19 protein-coding genes are annotated in these 18,886 nt (G+C 70.5%); 15 read left to right on the top strand and 4 right to left on the bottom strand.

Annotation, left to right across the window (positions count from 1 at the left end):
• Nucleotides 1-271: 271 nt before the first annotated feature.
• The 6 genes from GP2_RS05375 (at nt 272) to GP2_RS05350 (ending at nt 5,330) form a co-directional block, all read left to right on the top strand.
• Nucleotides 272-1,114, top strand: coding sequence for an undecaprenyl-diphosphate phosphatase (locus GP2_RS05375; RefSeq protein ID WP_006899462.1), 843 nt, complete (start codon nt 272-274; stop codon nt 1,112-1,114).
• A gap of 69 nt (nt 1,115-1,183) precedes the next feature.
• Nucleotides 1,184-1,921, top strand: a complete 738-nt coding sequence (locus GP2_RS05370; protein WP_006899461.1) for an MSMEG_4193 family putative phosphomutase — start codon at nt 1,184-1,186, stop codon at nt 1,919-1,921.
• Nucleotides 1,922-1,946: 25 nt separating this feature from the next.
• Entirely contained in the window at nt 1,947-2,645 is a 699-nt protein-coding gene (locus GP2_RS05365) for a DUF3090 domain-containing protein (protein ID WP_006899460.1), read from the top strand.
• Nucleotides 2,642-3,556, top strand: a complete 915-nt coding sequence (locus GP2_RS05360) for an SCO1664 family protein (protein WP_040526457.1) — start codon at nt 2,642-2,644, stop codon at nt 3,554-3,556. Before GP2_RS05365 ends, GP2_RS05360 begins: the two co-directional genes overlap by 4 nt.
• A gap of 119 nt (nt 3,557-3,675) precedes the next feature.
• Nucleotides 3,676-4,929, top strand: coding sequence for a cysteine--1-D-myo-inosityl 2-amino-2-deoxy-alpha-D-glucopyranoside ligase (mshC, locus tag GP2_RS05355; RefSeq protein WP_040526473.1), 1,254 nt, complete (start codon nt 3,676-3,678; stop codon nt 4,927-4,929).
• A 92-nt stretch (nt 4,930-5,021) separates the two neighbouring features.
• Entirely contained in the window at nt 5,022-5,330 is a 309-nt protein-coding gene (locus GP2_RS05350; protein ID WP_006899457.1) for a hypothetical protein, read from the top strand.
• 91 nt (nt 5,331-5,421) lie between these two features.
• Here GP2_RS05350 and GP2_RS05345 read toward each other — a convergent pair whose 3' ends face one another.
• Nucleotides 5,422-6,531: an alpha/beta fold hydrolase gene (locus GP2_RS05345; RefSeq protein WP_006899456.1), complete on the bottom strand. Its 1,110-nt coding sequence runs from the start codon at nt 6,529-6,531 to the stop codon at nt 5,422-5,424.
• On the bottom strand, nt 6,528-7,409 hold the full coding sequence (locus GP2_RS05340) for a PAC2 family protein (protein ID WP_006899455.1): 882 nt from the start codon (nt 7,407-7,409) through the stop codon (nt 6,528-6,530). The genes GP2_RS05345 and GP2_RS05340 overlap by 4 nt, the downstream gene beginning before the upstream one ends.
• Before the next feature lie 51 nt (nt 7,410-7,460).
• Here GP2_RS05340 and metH point away from each other — a divergent pair, with 51 nt between their 5' ends.
• The 4 genes from metH (at nt 7,461) to GP2_RS05320 (ending at nt 13,843) form a co-directional block, all read left to right on the top strand.
• The gene (metH, locus tag GP2_RS05335; RefSeq protein WP_040526454.1) at nt 7,461-11,051 is read left to right on the top strand and encodes a methionine synthase; all 3,591 of its coding nucleotides are present in this window, start codon (nt 7,461-7,463) and stop codon (nt 11,049-11,051) included.
• Between the two features lie 22 nt (nt 11,052-11,073).
• The gene (locus GP2_RS05330; protein ID WP_006899453.1) at nt 11,074-11,844 is read left to right on the top strand and encodes a crotonase/enoyl-CoA hydratase family protein; all 771 of its coding nucleotides are present in this window, start codon (nt 11,074-11,076) and stop codon (nt 11,842-11,844) included.
• A gap of 77 nt (nt 11,845-11,921) precedes the next feature.
• Nucleotides 11,922-12,374 carry a MarR family winged helix-turn-helix transcriptional regulator gene (locus GP2_RS05325; protein ID WP_006899452.1) on the top strand — a complete coding sequence of 151 codons (453 nt, stop codon included), beginning with the start codon at nt 11,922-11,924 and terminating at the stop codon, nt 12,372-12,374.
• On the top strand, nt 12,371-13,843 hold the full coding sequence (locus GP2_RS05320; protein WP_006899451.1) for an MFS transporter: 1,473 nt from the start codon (nt 12,371-12,373) through the stop codon (nt 13,841-13,843). The genes GP2_RS05325 and GP2_RS05320 overlap by 4 nt, the downstream gene beginning before the upstream one ends.
• 3 nt (nt 13,844-13,846) lie before the next feature.
• Here the strand turns inward: GP2_RS05320 and GP2_RS21125 are convergent, their stop codons facing one another.
• Nucleotides 13,847-14,770 carry an alpha/beta fold hydrolase gene (locus tag GP2_RS21125; protein WP_083900194.1) on the bottom strand — a complete coding sequence of 308 codons (924 nt, stop codon included), beginning with the start codon at nt 14,768-14,770 and terminating at the stop codon, nt 13,847-13,849.
• Between the two features lie 17 nt (nt 14,771-14,787).
• Here GP2_RS21125 and GP2_RS05310 point away from each other — a divergent pair, with 17 nt between their 5' ends.
• From GP2_RS05310 to hisG, 5 genes are all read left to right on the top strand, one after another.
• Complete coding sequence (locus GP2_RS05310; protein ID WP_006899449.1) at nt 14,788-15,255, top strand: CinA family protein; 468 nt, start codon at nt 14,788-14,790, stop codon at nt 15,253-15,255.
• A gap of 4 nt (nt 15,256-15,259) precedes the next feature.
• The gene (locus GP2_RS05305) at nt 15,260-16,057 is read left to right on the top strand and encodes a helix-turn-helix domain-containing protein (protein WP_006899448.1); all 798 of its coding nucleotides are present in this window, start codon (nt 15,260-15,262) and stop codon (nt 16,055-16,057) included.
• 50 nt (nt 16,058-16,107) lie between these two features.
• Complete coding sequence (locus tag GP2_RS05300) at nt 16,108-16,779, top strand: HAD family hydrolase (protein ID WP_040526470.1); 672 nt, start codon at nt 16,108-16,110, stop codon at nt 16,777-16,779.
• Nucleotides 16,776-17,039 carry a phosphoribosyl-ATP diphosphatase gene (locus GP2_RS05295; RefSeq protein WP_006899446.1) on the top strand — a complete coding sequence of 88 codons (264 nt, stop codon included), beginning with the start codon at nt 16,776-16,778 and terminating at the stop codon, nt 17,037-17,039. The genes GP2_RS05300 and GP2_RS05295 overlap by 4 nt, the downstream gene beginning before the upstream one ends.
• Nucleotides 17,040-17,106: 67 nt before the next feature.
• Nucleotides 17,107-17,952, top strand: a complete 846-nt coding sequence (gene hisG, locus GP2_RS05290; protein WP_006899445.1) for an ATP phosphoribosyltransferase — start codon at nt 17,107-17,109, stop codon at nt 17,950-17,952.
• A gap of 67 nt (nt 17,953-18,019) precedes the next feature.
• Here hisG and GP2_RS05285 read toward each other — a convergent pair whose 3' ends face one another.
• Nucleotides 18,020-18,880, bottom strand: coding sequence for a thioesterase family protein (locus tag GP2_RS05285; protein WP_006899444.1), 861 nt, complete (start codon nt 18,878-18,880; stop codon nt 18,020-18,022).
• Nucleotides 18,881-18,886 lie beyond the last annotated feature (6 nt).

The following is an 18,886-nucleotide window of genomic DNA, read 5'->3' as shown; positions in this document are numbered from 1 at the left end:
TGCCTCGGAGGGGGTCGCGGGGGCGACCGTCGCGACGTCCGGGGTGCCGTTGTCGTCGGACCCGCAGGCCGTGATGATCGCCACACCCGCGGCGAACGCGGCCGCCGCGGCGACGGGGCGCCGCAACCGTGCGAGGCCTCTCGGGGGCTGGTGACGGGGGCGCGATCGTCTGGGCGAGTGCATGAATCCATCTTGCGCGACCGGCCGACCGGCCCCGGCGGCCGGGTCGACCGGGTGGGCGCCGCCGCGGGTACCAGTAGCATCGGGCGCCGTGACCGACACCATGACCTGGACCCAGTCGATCGTCCTCGGGGCGCTGCAGGGTCTCACCGAGTTCCTGCCGATCTCGTCGTCCGGGCACCTGCGCATCGCCTCGGAGCTCATGTTCGGCGAGGACGCCGGGGCCTCGTTCACCGCGGTCACCCAGCTCGGCACCGAGGCGGCCGTGCTGTTGTTCTTCGCGCGTGACATCGTCCGCATCATCGCGGCGTGGTTCCGGGGTCTGTTCGACGCGGACGAACGCGACCTCGACTACCGGATCGGCTGGTATGTGATCTTCGCGACCATCCCGATCGGTCTCATCGGATACCTGTTCAAGGACGAGATCCGCACCAGCGGACGCAACCTGTGGCTGGTGGCGGTCATGCTGATCGTGTTCGCGGGCGTGTTCTGGCTGGCCGAGCGGTACGGCAAGAAGCAGCGTCCGCTGGAGAAGCTGACGCTGCGCGACGGCCTCACGATGGGCGCCGCCCAGTGTCTCGCCCTCATCCCCGGTGTCTCGCGGTCGGGAGCGACGGCCAGCGCCGGCCTGTTCCTGGGCCTCGAGCGCGAGGCCGCGTTCCGGTTCTCGTTCCTGCTGGCCATCCCCGCGGTGACCGCCTCGGGCCTGTTCAGCCTGCCCGATGCGTTCAGCCCGAGCGGCTCGGGCATGGAGGCCACCGGTCCGCAGTTGCTCGTGGCGACGCTCGTGGCGTTCGTCGTCGGCTACGCGGCGATCGCCTGGTTGCTGAAGTTCGTCGGCTCCCACTCGATGAACTGGTTCGGCGGCTACCGGGTGATCCTCGGCGTGACGCTGATCATCCTGTTGTCGACGGGCGTCATCCCGGCCACCTGATCCCGCAGATCCAGCTCCGCGCGGGTTCGTCGTGTGCGGCGTGTCCGGTCTCATGCCTATGGTTGTGGAATGACCGTGATCCTTCTCCGGCACGGCCGTTCGACGGCGAACACCTCAGGCCTGCTCGCCGGTCGCAGCCCCGGAGTCCACCTCGACGACCGGGGCCGCGCACAGGCGGACGACCTGGTGACCCGACTCGGCGACTACCTCGGCGAGATCCGGGCCGTGGCCCGCTCGCCGCTCGACCGGTGCGCGGAGACCGTGGCGCCGCTGCTGAGCGCCCTGGGCACCAACGGCGACCGTCCGCCGGAGATCGTCGTCGACGAGCTCATCGAGGTCGACTACGGCGGCTGGACCGGCCGCCCCATCAAGGAGCTGCTGGGCGAGCCGCTGTGGAAGGTGGTGCAGCAGCAGCCGTCGGCCGCGGTCTTCCCCGACGGCGAGGGACTCGCCGACGTCCAGGCCCGCGCGGTGCGCGCCGTGCGCGAGCTCGACCGCATCTACGGCGGGCCCGACGGGTCGGGGGTGTGGGTGGCCTGTTCCCACGGCGACGTCATCAAGTCGGTGATCGCCGACGCGATGGGCAGCCACCTCGACTCGTTCCAGCGGATCGTGGTCGAGCCGGCGTCGATCAGCGTGATCCGCTACGGCTCGGCGCGGCCGTACGTGCACACCGTGAACCACACCGCGAAGGTCCCGGTGCCCCGGCCGCCCCGCGAGGCCGCGGCCGCCGACGACGCGGTCGTGGGCGGTGAGACCGGCGCCGACGCCGACGCGTCTGCGACGGTCCCGGCGACGTCGCGATAATGAACACAACAGTCGAGGAGGTGTGATGTCCCGAGCGATCCACGTGTTCCGGAGTCCGGACCGGTTCATCGCCGGCACCATCGGGCAACCCGGTGACCGCACGTTCTACCTCCAGGCCGTGCACGAGTCCCGCGTCGTCAGCGTGATGCTGGAGAAGCAGCAGGTCCAGATTCTGGCCGACCGGATCGGCGCACTGCTCGACGAGATCCACCGCCGGTTCGGCACCCCGGTGCCGCCGCCGACCGACCGCGTCGGCGATCTGAGCCCGCTGGTGATGCCGGTCGACGCCGAGTTCCGCGTGGGCACCATGGGATTGGGTTGGGACGCCGAGTCCGAGGCCGTCGTCGTCGAGCTGCTCGCCATCACCGAGGGCGAGTTCGACGAGAGCGTCGTCCTCGACGACACCGACGAGGGCCCCGACGCGGTGCGGGTCTTCCTGAGCACCGCGGCGGCGCGCGAGTTCGCCGCGCGCTCGGCGAAGGTCATCTCGGCCGGTCGACAGCCCTGTCCGCTGTGCAACGAGCCGCTCGACCCGAACGGGCATCTGTGCGTGCGCACCAACGGCTACAAGCGGGACGCCGAGCTCAGCAAGTCGCTCGACTTCATCGACCCGGCGGTCTTCAACAGCCTTGCCGCGCAGGGCGACCCGAGCTTCTCCGTCGAGGACGACGACGAGCCGGACGATCCCGACGACCCGGACGAGACCGGTCCCGAACGGCCATGACGCCCGAACCCGCGTCGGAGCCCGCTGCATCGGAGCCCGTTGCGTCAGAAGCCGTTGCGTCGGAATCGCTTTCGGAGTCAGCGTCGGAGGTGGCGGTCCTCGACGTCCTGCGCGAGGGCGAACTGACCATCCTCGGGCGCATCCCGTCGGCGAGCAACGCCACGCTCGTGTGCGACGCCGCGCTCGACGACACCGAACTGCGGTGTGTCTACAAGCCGGTCCGCGGCGAGGTCCCGCTCTGGGATTTCCCCGACGGCACGCTGGCCGGGCGAGAGGTGGCGTCGTACCTCGTCTCCGAGGCGCTCGGCTGGGGCGCGATACCCGCCACGGTGCATCGTGACGGCCCGGTGGGTCCGGGCATGGTGCAGCGCTGGATCGAGACCCCGGACAATTCCGAACACCCGCGCGCCGACGCCGGATCGCCGCGGGTGGACCTGGTCGACCTGTGTCCCGCCGACTCCGTGCCCACCGGCTTCTTCGCGGTGCTCGAGGCCTACGACCACACCGGCGAGCCGGTGGTCCTCGTGCACGCCGACGACCCGCGGCTGCAACGTCTCGCGGTGCTCGACGTGGTGCTCAACAACGCCGACCGCAAGGGCGGCCACGTGCTCGAGGGGCTCGACGGCGGGGTCTACGGCATCGACCACGGGATCTGCCTGCACTCCGAGGACAAACTGCGAACGGTCCTGTGGGGCTGGGCGGGAGAGCAGGTGCCGGCCCATCTCGTCGCCGACGTCGCGACGCTGGTCGAGCAGCTCGAGACCGCGGGTTCGGAGTTGCGCGAGGAACTGCGGGAGCTGATCACCGCGGACGAGATCGAGGCGTTGACGCTGCGGGCGATGGTGATCGCGGAGAACGCGACGATGCCGTTCCCGCCCGGGCGTCGTCCCATCCCGTGGCCCCCGTTCTGACGCCTGCCGCGGTGTCCCGGCTCTGATCGCGCTGTCCCGGACGGCCCCGCGACCGCGGCGGCCCGTGCACCGGACGGCCCGTGAACACCGTCCGCGCGGCGGGCAATACAGTGGACGCCATGCAGTCGTGGCCCGATGTGGAACTTCCGGTGGTACCCGGCGGTGGACCCGCCCTCCGTCTCTACGACACCGCCGACCGAGCCGTCCGCCCCGTGGCGCCGGGGGAGACCGCCACCATGTACGTCTGCGGGATCACCCCGTACGACGCGACCCACCTGGGTCATGCCGCCACCTACGTGACCTTCGACCAGATCAACCGCGTGCTGCGCGACCAGGGCCACGACGTTCACTACGTCCAGAACGTCACCGACGTCGACGATCCGCTGTTCGAGCGCGCCGACCGCGACGGAGTGGACTGGCGCGACCTGGGCGCACGCGAGACCCAGCTCTTCCGTGACGACATGACCGCGCTGCGTGTCCTGCCGCCGCGCGACTACGTCGGCGCCGTCGAGTCCATCGGCGAGGTCATCGAGGTCGTGGAGAAGCTGCTGGCCTCGGGCGCGGCCTACGTCGTCGACGACGCGGAGTACCCGGACGTCTACTTCCGGACCGACGCGACCGAGCAGTTCGGCTACGAGTCCGGCTACGACCGCGAGACCATGGCGCGCTTCTTCGCCGAGCGCGGCGGCGACCCCGACCGCCCGGGCAAGCGCGATCCGCTCGACGCGCTGCTGTGGCGCGCGAAGCGGGAGGGCGAGCCGTCGTGGGATTCGCCGTTCGGTCCGGGCCGGCCCGGCTGGCACATCGAGTGCTCGGCGATCGCGCTGAACCGCCTCGGCATCGAGTTCGACATCCAGGGCGGCGGCAACGACCTGATCTTCCCGCACCACGAGTTCTCCGCGGCCCACGGTGAGGCGCTGACCGATTCGCGTCGCTTCGCCCGCCACTACGTGCACACCGGCATGGTCGGCCTCGACGGCGAGAAGATGTCCAAGAGCCGCGGCAACCTGGTCTTCGTCTCGCACCTGCGCCGCGACGGCGTCGACCCGGCCGCGATCCGGCTGGCGTTGCTGGCCGACCACTACCGTGGCGACCGCATGTGGACGCAGGGTGTCCTCGACACGGCCGTCGAGCGCCTCGCCCGCTGGCGCAGCGCCTTCGCCGCGGCAACCGGCCCGGACGCGACCGAGGTCATCGCACGCGTGCGCCAGCACCTCGCCGACGACCTCGACACCCCCAAGGCGCTGGCCGCCGTGGACGGGTGGTGCGAGGACGTGCGCATCGGCATCGGCTCCTCGGCCACCGCGCCGGGCGAGCTGGCCGCCGCGGTCGACGCGCTGCTCGGCATCCCGCGGACTCCGCAGGCCGGCTGATCGGCCGAGATCGGTTGCGGCAGGAGTCGACCGGGCGTGCGTGCCGGCGACACCGCACGACGGTCGCCGGCCGCACTGGGTAGAGTGCTCTCGTGGCGCGTGTGCAAGAGATCCGACCCGACACGGACTCCGGGGTGTTCACCGTGGTCACCCGGACGTCCACGTATCTGCTCGACTTCGACGAGATGACGCTGTTGCGTGCACCGGGTGTCGGTGGCACCGAGAGCGAGGAATGGACCGTGAGCCGGCTGCGCCGCGACTCCGAGGACATCCCGCTGCTGGGGGTCAAGTCCTGCCGTCTCGGCGAATCCGCCCAGTTCTGGGTGCGCGCGGCCGACGACCCGGATGTGCGCACGTGGCGCATCACCACGCCCGTTGTCTCGATAGAGAAGATCGGCTGAGTCTCGATAGAGAAGATCGGCTGAGTCTCGATAGAGAAGATCGGCCGGGTGTCGTCAGAAGATCGCCTGGTCTCGGCGGAGACCGTCCGGCTCAGCCGCGGATCCGGTCCCGCAGCGCGTTCAGGGCGTCGAGGTAGAGCGACGGCTGCTGCCGGTGGATGTCGTGTCCCGACGGGATGTTGTCGACCAGCAGGCAGTCGGGCATGAGCGTGTGGGCGCGGTTGGCGTCGTCGGAGGTCATCGCACCCAGCAGGACGCCGTCCTGGTCGTGGGTCGTCGTGTGCAGCAGGGTTGCCGGGACGCGGACCCGGCGGAGGGTCTCGGCCTGGTCGAATCCGGCGAGCCAGCTGCCGTCGTAGAACATCTCGCCGTAGCGCAGGTCGTAGTCGCCCGTCCCGTCCTGCAGGCAGGCCGTGAGCGCGATCGCGCGGTTGAGGGTGGGCGGCAGCCACCACAGCTTCGGGACGACGCGGGGATCGCGGTCGAGGCGGCGCTCGACCGGTCCGCGGACCAGCGACTGCCACGCCCGGTCGCCGAACATCGTCCGCAGGTAGCTGTGCTGCAACCAGTACCGGGTCCAGCTGTCCGCGCCCGCCGAGGCGCCGGCCTCGAGATAACGGTGGATGTTGCGGAACGTGTCCAGCCAGGCGTAGGTCGAGCGTGCTCGCTCGGGTTCGGTCCCGAAGAAGGGCGCGTCCTCGATCAGCACGGCGCGCACGCGGTCGGCGAAGTCGGCGGCCAGGCGCACGGCCAGGAGCCCGCCGGAGGAGTGACCCGCGACGACGACGGGAGCGCCGACGACGTTCTCGACGAACCAGGCCAGCGCCTCGGTCTGCGGCAGGGCGGGGTACCGCGACGGGTCCTTCTCCGAACCGCCGTGCCCGAACGCGTCGACGGCGAACACGTGCCAGTCACGGGTGAGGGTGCGGAGGACGGATGCGTAGTCCGCCCACGACACCTGCTGGCCGTGGACGAGCAGCAGGGGAGCACCGCGCGCGGGTCCCTCGCCATAGGTGATGACCGCTCCGTCGGGTGTCGTGACCGCCCGCGCGCGCATCCCGCTGGACGCGAGTCGGGCCGCCTCCCGGGTGTCGTAGGTGAGATTGCGCGCGGCGTACGCCGCGGTTCCGGCGCCCAGAGTGGCGATGCCCGCCGCGATCCCGGCGCCGACGCGGGTGGCCGTCGACCGGTTGCCGCTCACCCTCCGAACGGCCCCTGTTGTCCGCGGCGCTTGAGATAGCGCTCGAACTCGGCGGCGAGTGCGTCGCCGTCGATCTTGGCCATGACCTCGTCCGGATCGAGTTCGGCGTCGCCGCGCTCCTCGAGGCCGCGCACGTACTCGGCGATCTCCTCGTCGTCCTCGGTCATCTCGGTGACCGCGCGCTCCCACTCCTCGGCCTGTTCGGGCAGCGTCCCGAGCGGCACCTCGATGTCGAGGACCTCCTCGACGCGCGTCAACAGGGCGACGGTCGCCTTGGGGTTGGGCGGCGTGGACACGTAGTGCGGGACCGCGGCCCAGAAGGACACCGCCGGCATGCCGGCCTGGACGAAGAGGTCCTGCAGGACGCCGGTGATGCCGGTGGGACCCTCGTAGCGGCTCTCGGCCAGGTTGTACCGCTCGGCGGTCTCGCTGCTGTACGCCGATCCGGTGACCGGCACCGGGCGCGTGTGCGGGGTGTCGGCGAGGAGCGCGCCGAGCATGACGGTCATCTCGACCTCGAGTCGGTGGGCGAGTTCGACGATCTCGGCGCAGAACGCGCGCCAGCGCATGTTCGGCTCGATGCCCCGGACCAGCACGATGTCGCGGTCGGCGCCGCGCGGGCTGCACCAGGAGATGGAGGTCGTGGGCCACTCGATTCGCCTGGTCACGCCGTCGATGAGCTTGATGGTGGGACGGTTGACCTGGAAGTCGTAGTATTCATCGGAGTCGATGTCGACGAGCGGACGGGCGTCCCATTCGAGTGCGAGATGCTCGACCGCGCTGCTGGCGGCGTCTCCGGCGTCATTCCATCCCTCGAAGGCTGCGAGCAGAATGGGTCTGCGCAGCCGGGGGAGGTCGGACATCTGCTCAGCGTTCACCGAACCAGCCTACGACCGAACACGCAGAGAGGGCGAACTACGCTGTCAACCATGTCCTTCGAGAACCCCGGCCACCGACCGAGCGACTTCGACACGACCTTCATGTCGTCGATGTCGCGGCGAGTGCTGATCGGCGACGGGGCGATGGGCACGATGCTGCAGGCCGCGGATCTGACCCTCGACGACTTCCTCGGCCTCGAGGGCTGCAACGAGATCCTCAACGACACCCGCCCGGACGTGCTCGAGGCCATCCATCGCGCCTACTTCGAGGCAGGTGCGGACGCGGTGGAGACCAACACCTTCGGCTGCAACCTGTCCAACCTCGGCGACTACGACATCGCCGACCGCATCCGCGAGCTGGCCTACAAGGGCACCGCGATCGCCCGCGGCGTCGCCGACGAGATGGGGCCGTCGGCCGACGGGACCGACCGCTACGTGCTCGGTTCGATCGGCCCGGGCACCAAGCTGCCCAGCCTCGGTCACACCACCTTCGCGGTGATCCGCGACGCCTACATCGAATGCGTCATCGGCATGCTCGAGGGCGGCGCCGACGCGGTGCTCATCGAGACGTGCCAGGACCTGCTGCAGGTGAAGGCGGCGGTCGTCGCGGCGCGCCGGGCCATGGACCGGGTCGGCCGACGCATCCCGATCATCACCCACGTGACCGTGGAGACCACCGGCACGATGCTGCTCGGTTCGGAGATCGGTGCCGCACTGGCCGCCATCGAGCCGCTCGGCGTCGACGTGATCGGCCTGAACTGCGCGACCGGTCCCGCCGAGATGAGCGAGCACCTGCGCTACCTGTCCAAGCACGCGCGGCTCCCGGTCTCGGTCATGCCGAACGCGGGCCTGCCCGTGCTCGGCCCGAACGGCGCCGAGTACCCGCTGACGCCGGAGGAGCTGGCCGAGGCCCTCGCCGGGTTCGTCGGCGAGTTCGGCCTGCAGTTCGTCGGCGGCTGCTGCGGCACCACCCCCGAGCACATCCGCCAGGTCGCCGAGGCGGTCGCCGGGGTCACGCCCGCGAGCCGCCGGCCCGAGCACGTCTCGGAGACCTCCTCGCTCTACACCGCGGTCCCGTTCGACCAGGACGCCAGCTTCCTGGTGATCGGCGAGCGGACCAACACGAACGGGTCCAAGGCCTTCCGCGAGGCGATGATCGCCGGCGACTACCAGAAGTGCCTGGACATCGCCAAGGACCAGACGCGCGACGGCGCGCACATGCTCGACCTCAACGTCGACTACGTGGGTCGCGACGGCGCCGCCGACATGACCGCCCTGGCGAGCCGCTTCGCGACGTCGTCGACGCTGCCGATCATGCTCGACTCGACCGAGCCCGACGTCATCCGCGCCGGGCTGGAGACGCTGGGCGGACGCTGCGCGGTCAACTCGGTGAACTACGAGGACGGCGACGGCCCGGACTCGCGGTTCCACAAGATCATGGAGCTCGTCGTCGAGCACGGCGCCGCGGTCGTGGCGCTCACGATCGACGAGGAGGGGCAGGCGCGCACCGCGGACTGGAAGGTCCGGGTCGCCGAGCGCCTCATCGCCGACATCACCGGCAACTGGGGCCTCGCCGAAGAGGACATCATCATCGACGCCCTGACCTTCCCGATCTCCACGGGTCAGGAGGAGGTCCGGCGCGACGGCATCGAGACCATCGAGGCGATCCGTCGCCTCAAGGAGGCGCATCCCGACGTCCACTTCACGCTGGGCATCTCGAACATCTCGTTCGGCCTGAACCCGGCCGCGCGGCAGGTGCTCAACTCGGTGTTCCTGCACGAGTGCGTCCAGGCCGGTCTCGACACCGCGATCGTGCACGCCTCGAAGATCCTGCCGATGGCGCGCATCCCCGAGGAGCACCGCCAGGTCGCGCTCGATCTCGTCTACGACCGTCGCCGCGAGGGCTACGACCCGCTGCAGAAGCTCATGCAGCTGTTCGAGGGCGTGTCGGCGGCGTCGGCGCGTGAGTCGCGTGCGCAGGAGCTGGCCAAGCTGCCGCTGTTCGAGCGTCTGGAACGGCGCATCGTCGACGGCGAGCGCGACGGCCTGACCGACGACCTCGACGAGGCGATGAAGCAGGTCCCGCCGCTGGCGATCATCAACGACACCCTGTTGTCGGGCATGAAGACCGTCGGCGAGCTGTTCGGCTCGGGCCAGATGCAGCTGCCCTTCGTGCTGCAGTCCGCCGAGGTGATGAAGGCCGCGGTGGCCCACCTCGAACCGCACATGGAGTCGACCGGCGAGGACGGCAAGGGTCGCATCGTGCTCGCGACCGTCAAGGGCGACGTGCACGACATCGGCAAGAACCTCGTCGACATCATCCTGTCGAACAACGGCTACGAGGTCGTCAACATCGGCATCAAGCAGCCGATCTCGACGATCCTCGAGGTCGCCGCGGACAAGCGGGCCGACGTCATCGGCATGTCGGGTCTGCTCGTGAAGTCGACCGTGGTGATGAAGGAGAACCTCGAGGAGATCAATTCCCGGGGCCTCGCCGACGAGTACCCGGTGCTGCTCGGCGGCGCCGCGCTGACGCGCACCTACGTCGAGAACGACCTGTCCGACGTCTACGAGGGCGACGTGCACTACGCGCGTGACGCGTTCGAGGGTCTGCGCCTGATGGACGAGATCATGGCCCGCAAGCGCGGCGAAGGTCCCGATCCGGACAGCGAGGAGGCCAAGGCGGCCGCCGCCAAGGCCGCCGAGCGCAAGGCGCGTCACGAGCGCTCCAAGCGGATCGCCGAGAAGCGCAAGGCCGCCGAGACGCCGGTCGAGGTGCCCGAGCGGTCGGATGTGGCCGCTGACAACGAGATCCCGACGCCGCCGTTCTGGGGGACCCGGATCGTCAAGGGCATCCCGGTCCACGACTATCTGCAGTTCCTCGACGAGCGTGCGCTGTTCCTCGGCCAGTGGGGCCTGCGCGGAGCCCGCGGCGGCGAGGGCCCGTCGTACGAGGAGCTCGTCGAGACCGAGGGCCGTCCGCGGCTGCGGTACTGGATCGACCGCCTCGCGACCGAGAACATCCTGCAGCACGCAGCGGTGGTGTACGGGTACTTCCCGGCGGTGAGCGAGGGCGACACGGTCCACGTGCTCGCCGAGCCGGATCCGGATGCCGAGGTGCGCCACAGCTTCTCGTTCCCGCGCCAGCAGCGCTCGCGCTTCCTGTGCATCGCCGACTTCATCCGGTCGCGCGAGGCGGCGAAGGAAGCCGGCAAGGTCGACGTCATGCCGTTCCAACTGGTGACGATGGGGCAGCCGATCGCCGACTTCGCCAACAAGCTGTTCGCCGAGAACGCCTACCGCGACTACCTCGAGGTGCACGGCATCGGCGTGCAACTGACCGAGGCGCTCGCCGAGTACTGGCATCAGCGGGTGCGCAGCGAGTTGCGGTTCGACGACCGCAGTGTGGCCGCCGAGGATCCGGAGCACCCGCAGGGCTTTTTCGACCTCGAATACCGCGGTGCGCGCTTCTCGTTCGGTTACGGCGCCTGCCCGAACCTCGAGGACCGCGCCAAGATGGTCGCGCTGCTCGAACCCGAGCGCATCGGCGTCGAGCTGTCGGAGGAGCTGCAGCTGCATCCCGAGCAGTCCACCGACGCGTTCGTGCTGCACCATCCCGAGGCCAAGTACTTCAACACGTAGCCGGCGTCGAGAAGGGGCGATCGTGAGCACAGTGATCGAGCGGTCGCGGGGGCCGGTACGGATCATCGGGATCGACCGGGCCGAGCGGCGCAACGCCGTCGACCGTCGTACCGCACAGGCCCTCGCCGACGCGTTCCGGAGATTCGACGCCGACGAGTCCGCGTCGGTGGCCGTCCTCTACGGCGAAGGCGGGACCTTCTGTGCCGGAGCGGATCTCAAGGCCATCGCCGACGGTGACCCGAACCGGGTGGAGTTCGACGGCGACGGCCCGATGGGGCCGACGCGGATGAACCTGTCCAAGCCGGTGATCGCGGCGGTCTCCGGCCACGCGGTGGCCGGGGGCCTCGAGCTGGCGTTGTGGGCCGACCTCCGGGTGGCCGACGAGGACGCCGTCTTCGGGGTGTTCTGCCGCCGCTGGGGAGTGCCGCTGATCGACGGCGGCACGGTGCGCCTGCCGCGGCTGATCGGGGAGAGCCGTGCGATGGACCTGATCCTCACCGGGCGTGCGGTCACCGCCGACGAGGCGCTGCAGATCGGCCTGGCCAACCGTGTGGTCCCATCGGGCACGGCGCTCGACGCCGCCGTCGAACTCGCCGAGCAGATCGCGGCCTTCCCGCAGACGTGCCTGCGCGAGGACCGGGCGTCGGTGCGCGAGCAGCACGGCATGGACGCCGATTCGGCGATGGTCAACGAGCTCCACCACGGCATGGTGTCGCTGGCCGCGGACACCGCCGCCGGCGCCTCCCGTTTCGCCGGTGGGGAGGGGCGCCACGGGCAGGGCGTCGGCCGCTGACTCCCGGCCGCACTCGGCTCGCCCGCGACCTCGCTGCCGGCCACGGGCCCGGATTGTTGTAGATCTACAATCGTTGAATGCCTACAACCAACTCGCGGAGGGGCGTCGCCGATCCCACGGCGACCACGGTGTGGTTCGCGATGAACGGCCTCGTGCGTGATCGGGCCCGGGAGTCGCGGGCGCGGATCACCGAGGTCATCGACATCCCCTTCAGCCGGTTCCGCGCGCTGCGACGGGTCGCCGAGCGGCCGATGACGCAGCGTGAGCTCGCCGAGGGCATGGGGGTCGACAAGTCGGCGATGAGCGGGATCGTCGACGACCTGGTCGAGCGCGGGCTGGTCACCCGCGAGCCCGAGCCGTCGGATCGCCGCTGCCGGCTCGTCACCATCACCGACGCCGGACGTCGGGTGGTCACCGAGGTCATCGACAATCCGGCCGTGGCCCCGGCCATGTTCGACGCCCTCGACGGAGCCGAGCTGCGGCAGCTCGCCGGCCTCCTCGACAAGCTCCGCCGGGCGGCGGAGTCGTGAGCCGCGTGTCCGCACTGCGCGCGCGTTCGGCCGGCGGCACCCTGACCCGCCGCGACCGCCTCGTCATCCTCGCGACGTGCTGCCTCAGCCTGTTCATCGTCGGTCTCGACGTCTCCGCGCTCAACGTCGCGATCCCGTCCATCGGCCGCGACCTCGACGCGACCGAGTCGCAGCTGCAGTGGGTGATCGACTCGTACGCGCTGGTGATCGCGAGCCTGCTGATCTTCGGCGGGACGCTCGGAGACCGCTTCGGGCGCAAGCGGATCTTCCAGCTCGGCCTGCTGGTCTTCGGGGTGGCGTCGGTCCTGTGTTCGCTCGCGCCGACCGCGGAGTTCCTCATCGGCGCCCGCATGGTGCAGGCGATCGGCGGGTCGATGCTCAACCCGGTCGCGCTCGCCATCGTCACCAACGTCTTCGTCGACCCGCGGGAACGCGCGCAGGCGATCGGGGTGTGGGGCACGGCATTCGGCCTGAGCATGGCGTTCGGGCCGGTCGTGGGCGGAGCGCTCGTGTCCGGGATCGGGTGGGAGGCGATCTTCTGGCTCAACGTGCCCGTCTGCCTCCTCGCGATCGCGCTGACCGCCCGGTTCGTCCCCGAGTCGCGCGCCGAGCACGCACGACGCGCCGACCCCGTCGGGCAGGTGCTGATCCTGGCCTTCCTCGCCACGCTCACCTTCGCCATCATCGAGGGCCGGCCGCTCGGCTGGACCTCTCCGACGGTCCTCGGCTGCTTCCTGATCTCGGCCGTGTCCCTGGTCGCGCTGGTGTGGTTCGAGAACCGGCGCGACGAGCCGCTGCTCGACCCGCGGTTCTTCGGCAGCGCACCGTTCTCGAGCGCCGTCGCCTGTGCCGTGATCGCCTTCGCCGCGACCGGCGGCTTCCTGTTCCTCAACACCCTGTACCTGCAGGAGGTGCGTGGCCTGTCGCCGATGAACGCGGGCCTGATGACCCTTCCGATGGCCGCCGCGTCGGTGGTCTGCGCACCGATCGCGGGTCGCCTCGTGGGCGACCGCGGCACCCGCTTGCCGATGATGATCGGCTCGTTCGCCACCATCGCCGGCTCGGCCATGCTGATCGGTCTGGGCGAGGACACCTCGTATGTCTACGTCGGCGCGTCGTACCTGGTGTTCGGACTCGGCTTCGGCTTCCTCAACGCGCCGATCACCAACGGCGCGGTGTCCGGCATGCCCCGCACCCAGGCGGGGCTGGCGTCGGCGATGGCCTCGACCGGGCGACAGGTCGGCACCGCACTCGGTGTGGCCGTGTTCGGCGCGCTCGCGTTCGCCGGGATCGACGGCTCGATCGCCGACGGTCTGTCCGCCGCGGCGCGGCCGGTGTGGATCGCGATGGCCGCCTGCGGGTTCGCCCTCGCCGTGATCGTCTACGTCTCCACGGGCGAGTGGGGCCGTGCCACCGCGGAACGGACCCGCCGGCGGATCGAATCGACGAGCGGCACCTGGAGGGCCTGAGCGTCAGCCGGATTCGGGTGCGTCCTCACGCATCTCACCGGTGACCACCGCGCCGGGCCCCGACGTCCACCACTCGGCGATCCGCCGGGCCACCACCTCGGGGGCGCGACTCCATCCGAGATGCGTCGCGTCACCGCCGGCCGGGCAGCACGACTCGTCGTAGGTCCAGCGGGTGACGACGTCGCGGGAGAACGCCGCCTCGTACGCGGCCGCCGCTTGGTCGGTGACCAGTTCGTCGTCGCCGAGGCGGACCATCAGCGCCCGAACCCGGATCGAGCCGTCGAGATCGAAGGGCGGGCGACCGGTCAGCACCATCCGGGCCCACTGGCGCATCAGGGTCCGCGGCGTCGGCCCGGCGAAGCCCTGCCGCGGCCAGTGACCGACGACGGCGGTCACCGGGCGGACCGAGGCCGCGAGTGCGGCGAAGGGCACGGCGCGGCGGCCGTAGTGGCGGAACCACGGCACCGACGCCCCGATCGCGACGATGCCGTCCGGTCGATGGTCGGAGCGTTGCGCCGCCAGCGCGGCCAGCTGAGCGCCCAGGCTGTGGCCGATCACCAGGACCGGGCCGCCCGTGCGGGCCCGTGCCGCCGCGATCGCCTCGGCGAGGTCGTCCGCCTCGTCCTCGTGTGACCAGTCGACGGCGCGTGCGGGCGGGGAGAGCCGTCCTCCACGCCGCGCCGCCCCACCACGCCCACCTCGAACCCGGACTGCGCCGATGCCCCGGACGCCGATGCCGCGGACGCCAATGCCCCGGACCCCAATGCTTCCGACAACCGCCGGTACACCCGGGCGGGAACGCCCATCGCCGGGGAGATCAGCGCCGTGCCCTGCCGCTCGTGAATCCCGTGTGTCATGGGCCCAGCGTGACGCCTCGGTGCGCGGCGCGCGATTACCCGCCGGGTAGTGGTTTGAAGACGCGCCGATGAGGTAATCGTCGGGTCATGTCCGATGTGAGTGACTTCTCCCACACCTGCGAGCAGATCGCGAAGGCAGTCCTCGACCGGGGCGAGCACATCGCCGTGGCCGAGTCGCTGACCGGCGGCAACCTCGCCAGCGAGCTGAGCAAGGCCCCGCAGGCCGGCACCTGGTTCCGCGGCGGTGTCGTCGCCTATCACTCCGACGTGAAGTACGGCCTGCTCGAGGTGCCGGAGGGGCCCGTCGTCAGCGAGACGGCGGCTCGTGCCATGGCGGCCACCACGGCACGGCTCTTCGACGCCGAGATCGTCGTCGCGGTGACCGGCGAGGCCGGCCCCGAGCCCGACGAGGCCGCGCCCGGCACGGTGTGGTTCGGTCTCGACCACCGCGGCCGGGTCAGCGCCACCTGCAAGGAGTTCGACGGCGAACCCGAAGAAGTCCTCGCACAGACCATCGGGTTCGCCCTCGAGCTCATCGAGGGTTGCCTACGGTGAGTTCATGACCGTCGAGGTGGGGACGATGCTGCGGCAGTGGCGTTCTCGGCGGTCGGTGAGTCAGCTCGACCTCGCCCACGCGGTGGGGGTGTCGCCCCGTCACCTCAGCTTCGTCGAGACCGGGCGGTCGCGACCCGGCCCCGCGCTGTTGGACGCTCTCGCCGAGCATCTGGACATCCCGCTGCGGGAACGCAATTCGCTCTTCGTGACGGCCGGGTACGCGCCGCGGTACGAGGAGCGGCCGCTCGACGCCGAGACGATGTCGCGCGTGCGCGCCGAGATCGTGCGACTGCTCGACGCCCACGAACCCAATGTCGGGGTCGCGCTGGACCGGACCTGGAACGTCGTGCTGGCCAACGACGCCGCCGTCCGGTTCCTCGGCCTGCTTCCCGAGCGATTCCAGACCGCCCCGGTCAATCTGTTCCGGGCGTCGCTGCATCCCGACGGTTTCGCCCGCATGACGCACAACTTCGACGAGTGGGGCGGCCACCTCGTCGACCTGCTGCGCCGCATGACGCGGATCACGGGCGACGAACGACTGGTGGAACTCGAGCGCGAGGTGTCGTCGTACGAGACGGTCGTCGGCCTCGACGAGCGACGCGCGGCAGGGGAGACCGTGTACGAGCCGGACCGCCTGCTGGTGCCGTTCGAGGTGGTCCTCGGCGAGCAGAAGCTCTCCTTCTTCAGCACCCTCACCACGTTCGGGTCGCCGCGTGACATCACCCTCGAGGAGCTGACCGTCGAGCTGTTCTATCCGGCCGATGAGCCGACCGGACAGTGGGTTGGGATGATGCAGGGGTGACCGACTCCCTCTTCGTCCCTTCCCGACTCCCCGCCGCCGTCCTCTGGGACATGGACGGCACCCTGCTCGACTCCGAGCCGCTGTGGGAGATCGCGATGAGCGAGCTGGCCGAACGTCACGGGATCGCCATGACGCCGCAGCTGCGCGAGTCGACCCTCGGCAACTCCCTGCCCGACGCCCTGGCGAAGGTCCACGTCGCGGCCGGCATCCCGCCGGCCGATCGCGACCCCGCCGCCGACGGCCGGTGGACGCTGGACCGGGTGGGCGAGCTGTTCGCGCAGGGGCTCCCGTGGCGCCCCGGCGCGGTGGAGGCGCTCGACCTGGTCGCCGGCGCGGGCATCCCGATGGTCCTGGTGACCAACACCGTGCGCGAGGCCGCCGACGTCGCCCTGGAGACCATCGGCCTGCACCGGTTCGCGGCGACCGTCTGCGGCGACGAGGTCCCCGTCGGCAAGCCGGCGCCCGATCCCTATCTGCGCGCCGCCGAGCTCCTCGGCGTGGCGAGCGCCGACTGCCTGGCGGTCGAGGACTCGCCGACCGGAACCCAGGCCGCGACCGCCGCCGGCTGCCCCACCCTCGTCGTGCCGTCGGCGGCCCGCGTCGAACCGGGTCCGCTGCGCGTGTTCCGGAGCTCACTCGTCGGCCTCGGCCTCGACGACATCACCGAGGCATGGACCGGCGGGCTCGCGCATATCGCGACATGCAAAAATGGTGACTCGTGAAAACATTCGAGGAGCTGTTCGCCGAACTGCGCGAGAAGGCCGAGACCCGTCCCGAGGGATCGGGAACCGTCGCCGCGCTCGATTCCGGCGTGCACACTCTCGGCAAGAAGATCATCGAGGAAGCCGGTGAGGTCTGGCTTGCCGCGGAGCACGAGTCCGACGACTCGCTCGGCGAGGAGATCTCTCAGCTCATCTACTGGTTGCAGGTCATGATGATCAAGCGGGGTCTCGAGCTGGAGGACGTGTACCGACATCTGTGACCGGAGGACCCGGCCAGACACGTCTCCCTGCCCAGCCTGAGTGCAAACCCACGAAAAGGACATCGAAATGTTGCGAGTTGCCGTGCCCAACAAGGGTGCGCTCTCCGAATCCGCGTCGGCCATCCTCCTCGAGGCCGGCTACCGCAAGCGGACCGATTCCAAGGACCTGACCGTCCTCGACATCAACAACGACGTCGAGTTCTTCTTCCTCCGGCCCAAGGACATCGCGATCTACGTCGCGTCAGGTCGCCTCGACCTCGGCATCACCGGCCGCGATCTCGCCCTCGACTCCGGCGCGGCCGTCGACGAGCAGCTCGCCATGGGCTTCGGCTCCTCGACCTTCCGCTACGCGGCCCCCGCCGACCAGACCTGGACCGTCGAGGACCTCGCGGGCAAGCGCATCGCCACCTCGTACCCCAACCTGGTGCGCAGCGACCTCGGCGCCCGCGGCATCGAGGCCGAGATCATCCGCCTCGACGGCGCCGTCGAGATCTCGATCCAGCTCGGGGTCGCCGACGCCATCGCCGACGTGGTCGGCTCCGGACGGACGCTGCGCCAGCACGGGCTCGCCGCTTTCGGCGAGTCGCTGTGCAACTCCGAGGCCGTGCTCATCTCGCGTCGCGACGCCGAGCTCAGCAAGGCCGAGAAGCAGTTCATCGCCCGCGTCCAGGGTGTGGTCTTCGGCCAGCAGTACGTGATGATCGACTACGACTGCCCGCGGGCGATCCTCGAGCAGGCCTCGGCGATCACGCCGGGACTCGAGTCGCCGACCGTGGCCCCGATGGCCGACCCCGACTGGGTGGCCGTCCGTGCGATGGTCCCGCGCAAGAACCACCAGAACCTCATGGACGAGCTGGCGGAGTTGGGCGCCAAGGCGATCCTGGCGACCGACATCCGGTCCTGCCGCTTCTGACGCATCGACGAGAAGAGGGGCCCGTCACCGGCCGGTGACGGGCCCCTCTTCTCGTCGATGCCCGAGGTCAGCCGACGGCGTTGAGCATGACCGTCTGCGCCGACCGGCCGATGTGGCCGGAGGCGTCGAAGAGCTCGCCGAAGGTCGCGCCGAAGCCGTCCGGCCCGGCGACCATGTGGGCGTCGATGCCGACCCACGGCCCGCTCGGCACGCGGGTGAGGTGCACGGTGGTGTCGGTGTTCATCCACGACCACTTGTTTGGCCGCAGGCGGGTGCCCAGCCCGTTGGCGACGTCGATGACGGTGAAGATCGACTCGAGGTCGCTGGTCTTCTCGCCGTCCACCAGCGGGATCACCGGTCTCAGCCACACCGCCGGGGTCTCGCCGTAGCGTCCCTCGGTGCGCGCCGACTCGACGGTGCCGATGAACCCGAGTGTGCCCCAGTCGACCGCCTCGCCGCTGTCGTCGGGGAACCCGATGTGTCGCTCGAGCTCGTCCGGACGCGCGGCCAGGGGAGCGGGGGCGTTGGCGATCTCGGCGGTGTCCGCCGCGCGGATGCGCCAGCCGACCGACCGTGCGGCGGTGCGGAACGAGCCGTCGGGCTGCTGCACGTCGAGCTCGGTCTCGACCATGCTGATCTGTCGCCCCGGGCGGGTGACCCGCGCGTGGATTCGGTTGACGCCCAATCCGATCGGACCGAGGATCTCGGTCGTCACGCGGGTGAAGTGCTGGGCCGGATCCGGGTCGCACCGCAGCAGCGAGCGCATCATCAGCGCCGACGGCGGTCCGCCGTGCTGCATGGTGGGCGACCAGACGCTCAGCGTGGCCGGGGTCGGCCGGAAGAACTCATGGGTCACCGTCGGGTCCGCGTCGGGACCGGTGCCGGACGACGCCGGCGCCTCGACGGGTTCGTAGTACGCCTTCTCCACGTCGCC

Source organism: Gordonia paraffinivorans NBRC 108238, from assembly GCF_000344155.1.
GTDB lineage: Bacteria > Actinomycetota > Actinomycetes > Mycobacteriales > Mycobacteriaceae > Gordonia > Gordonia paraffinivorans.
This window is presented reverse-complemented; position numbering and strand designations above follow the sequence as displayed.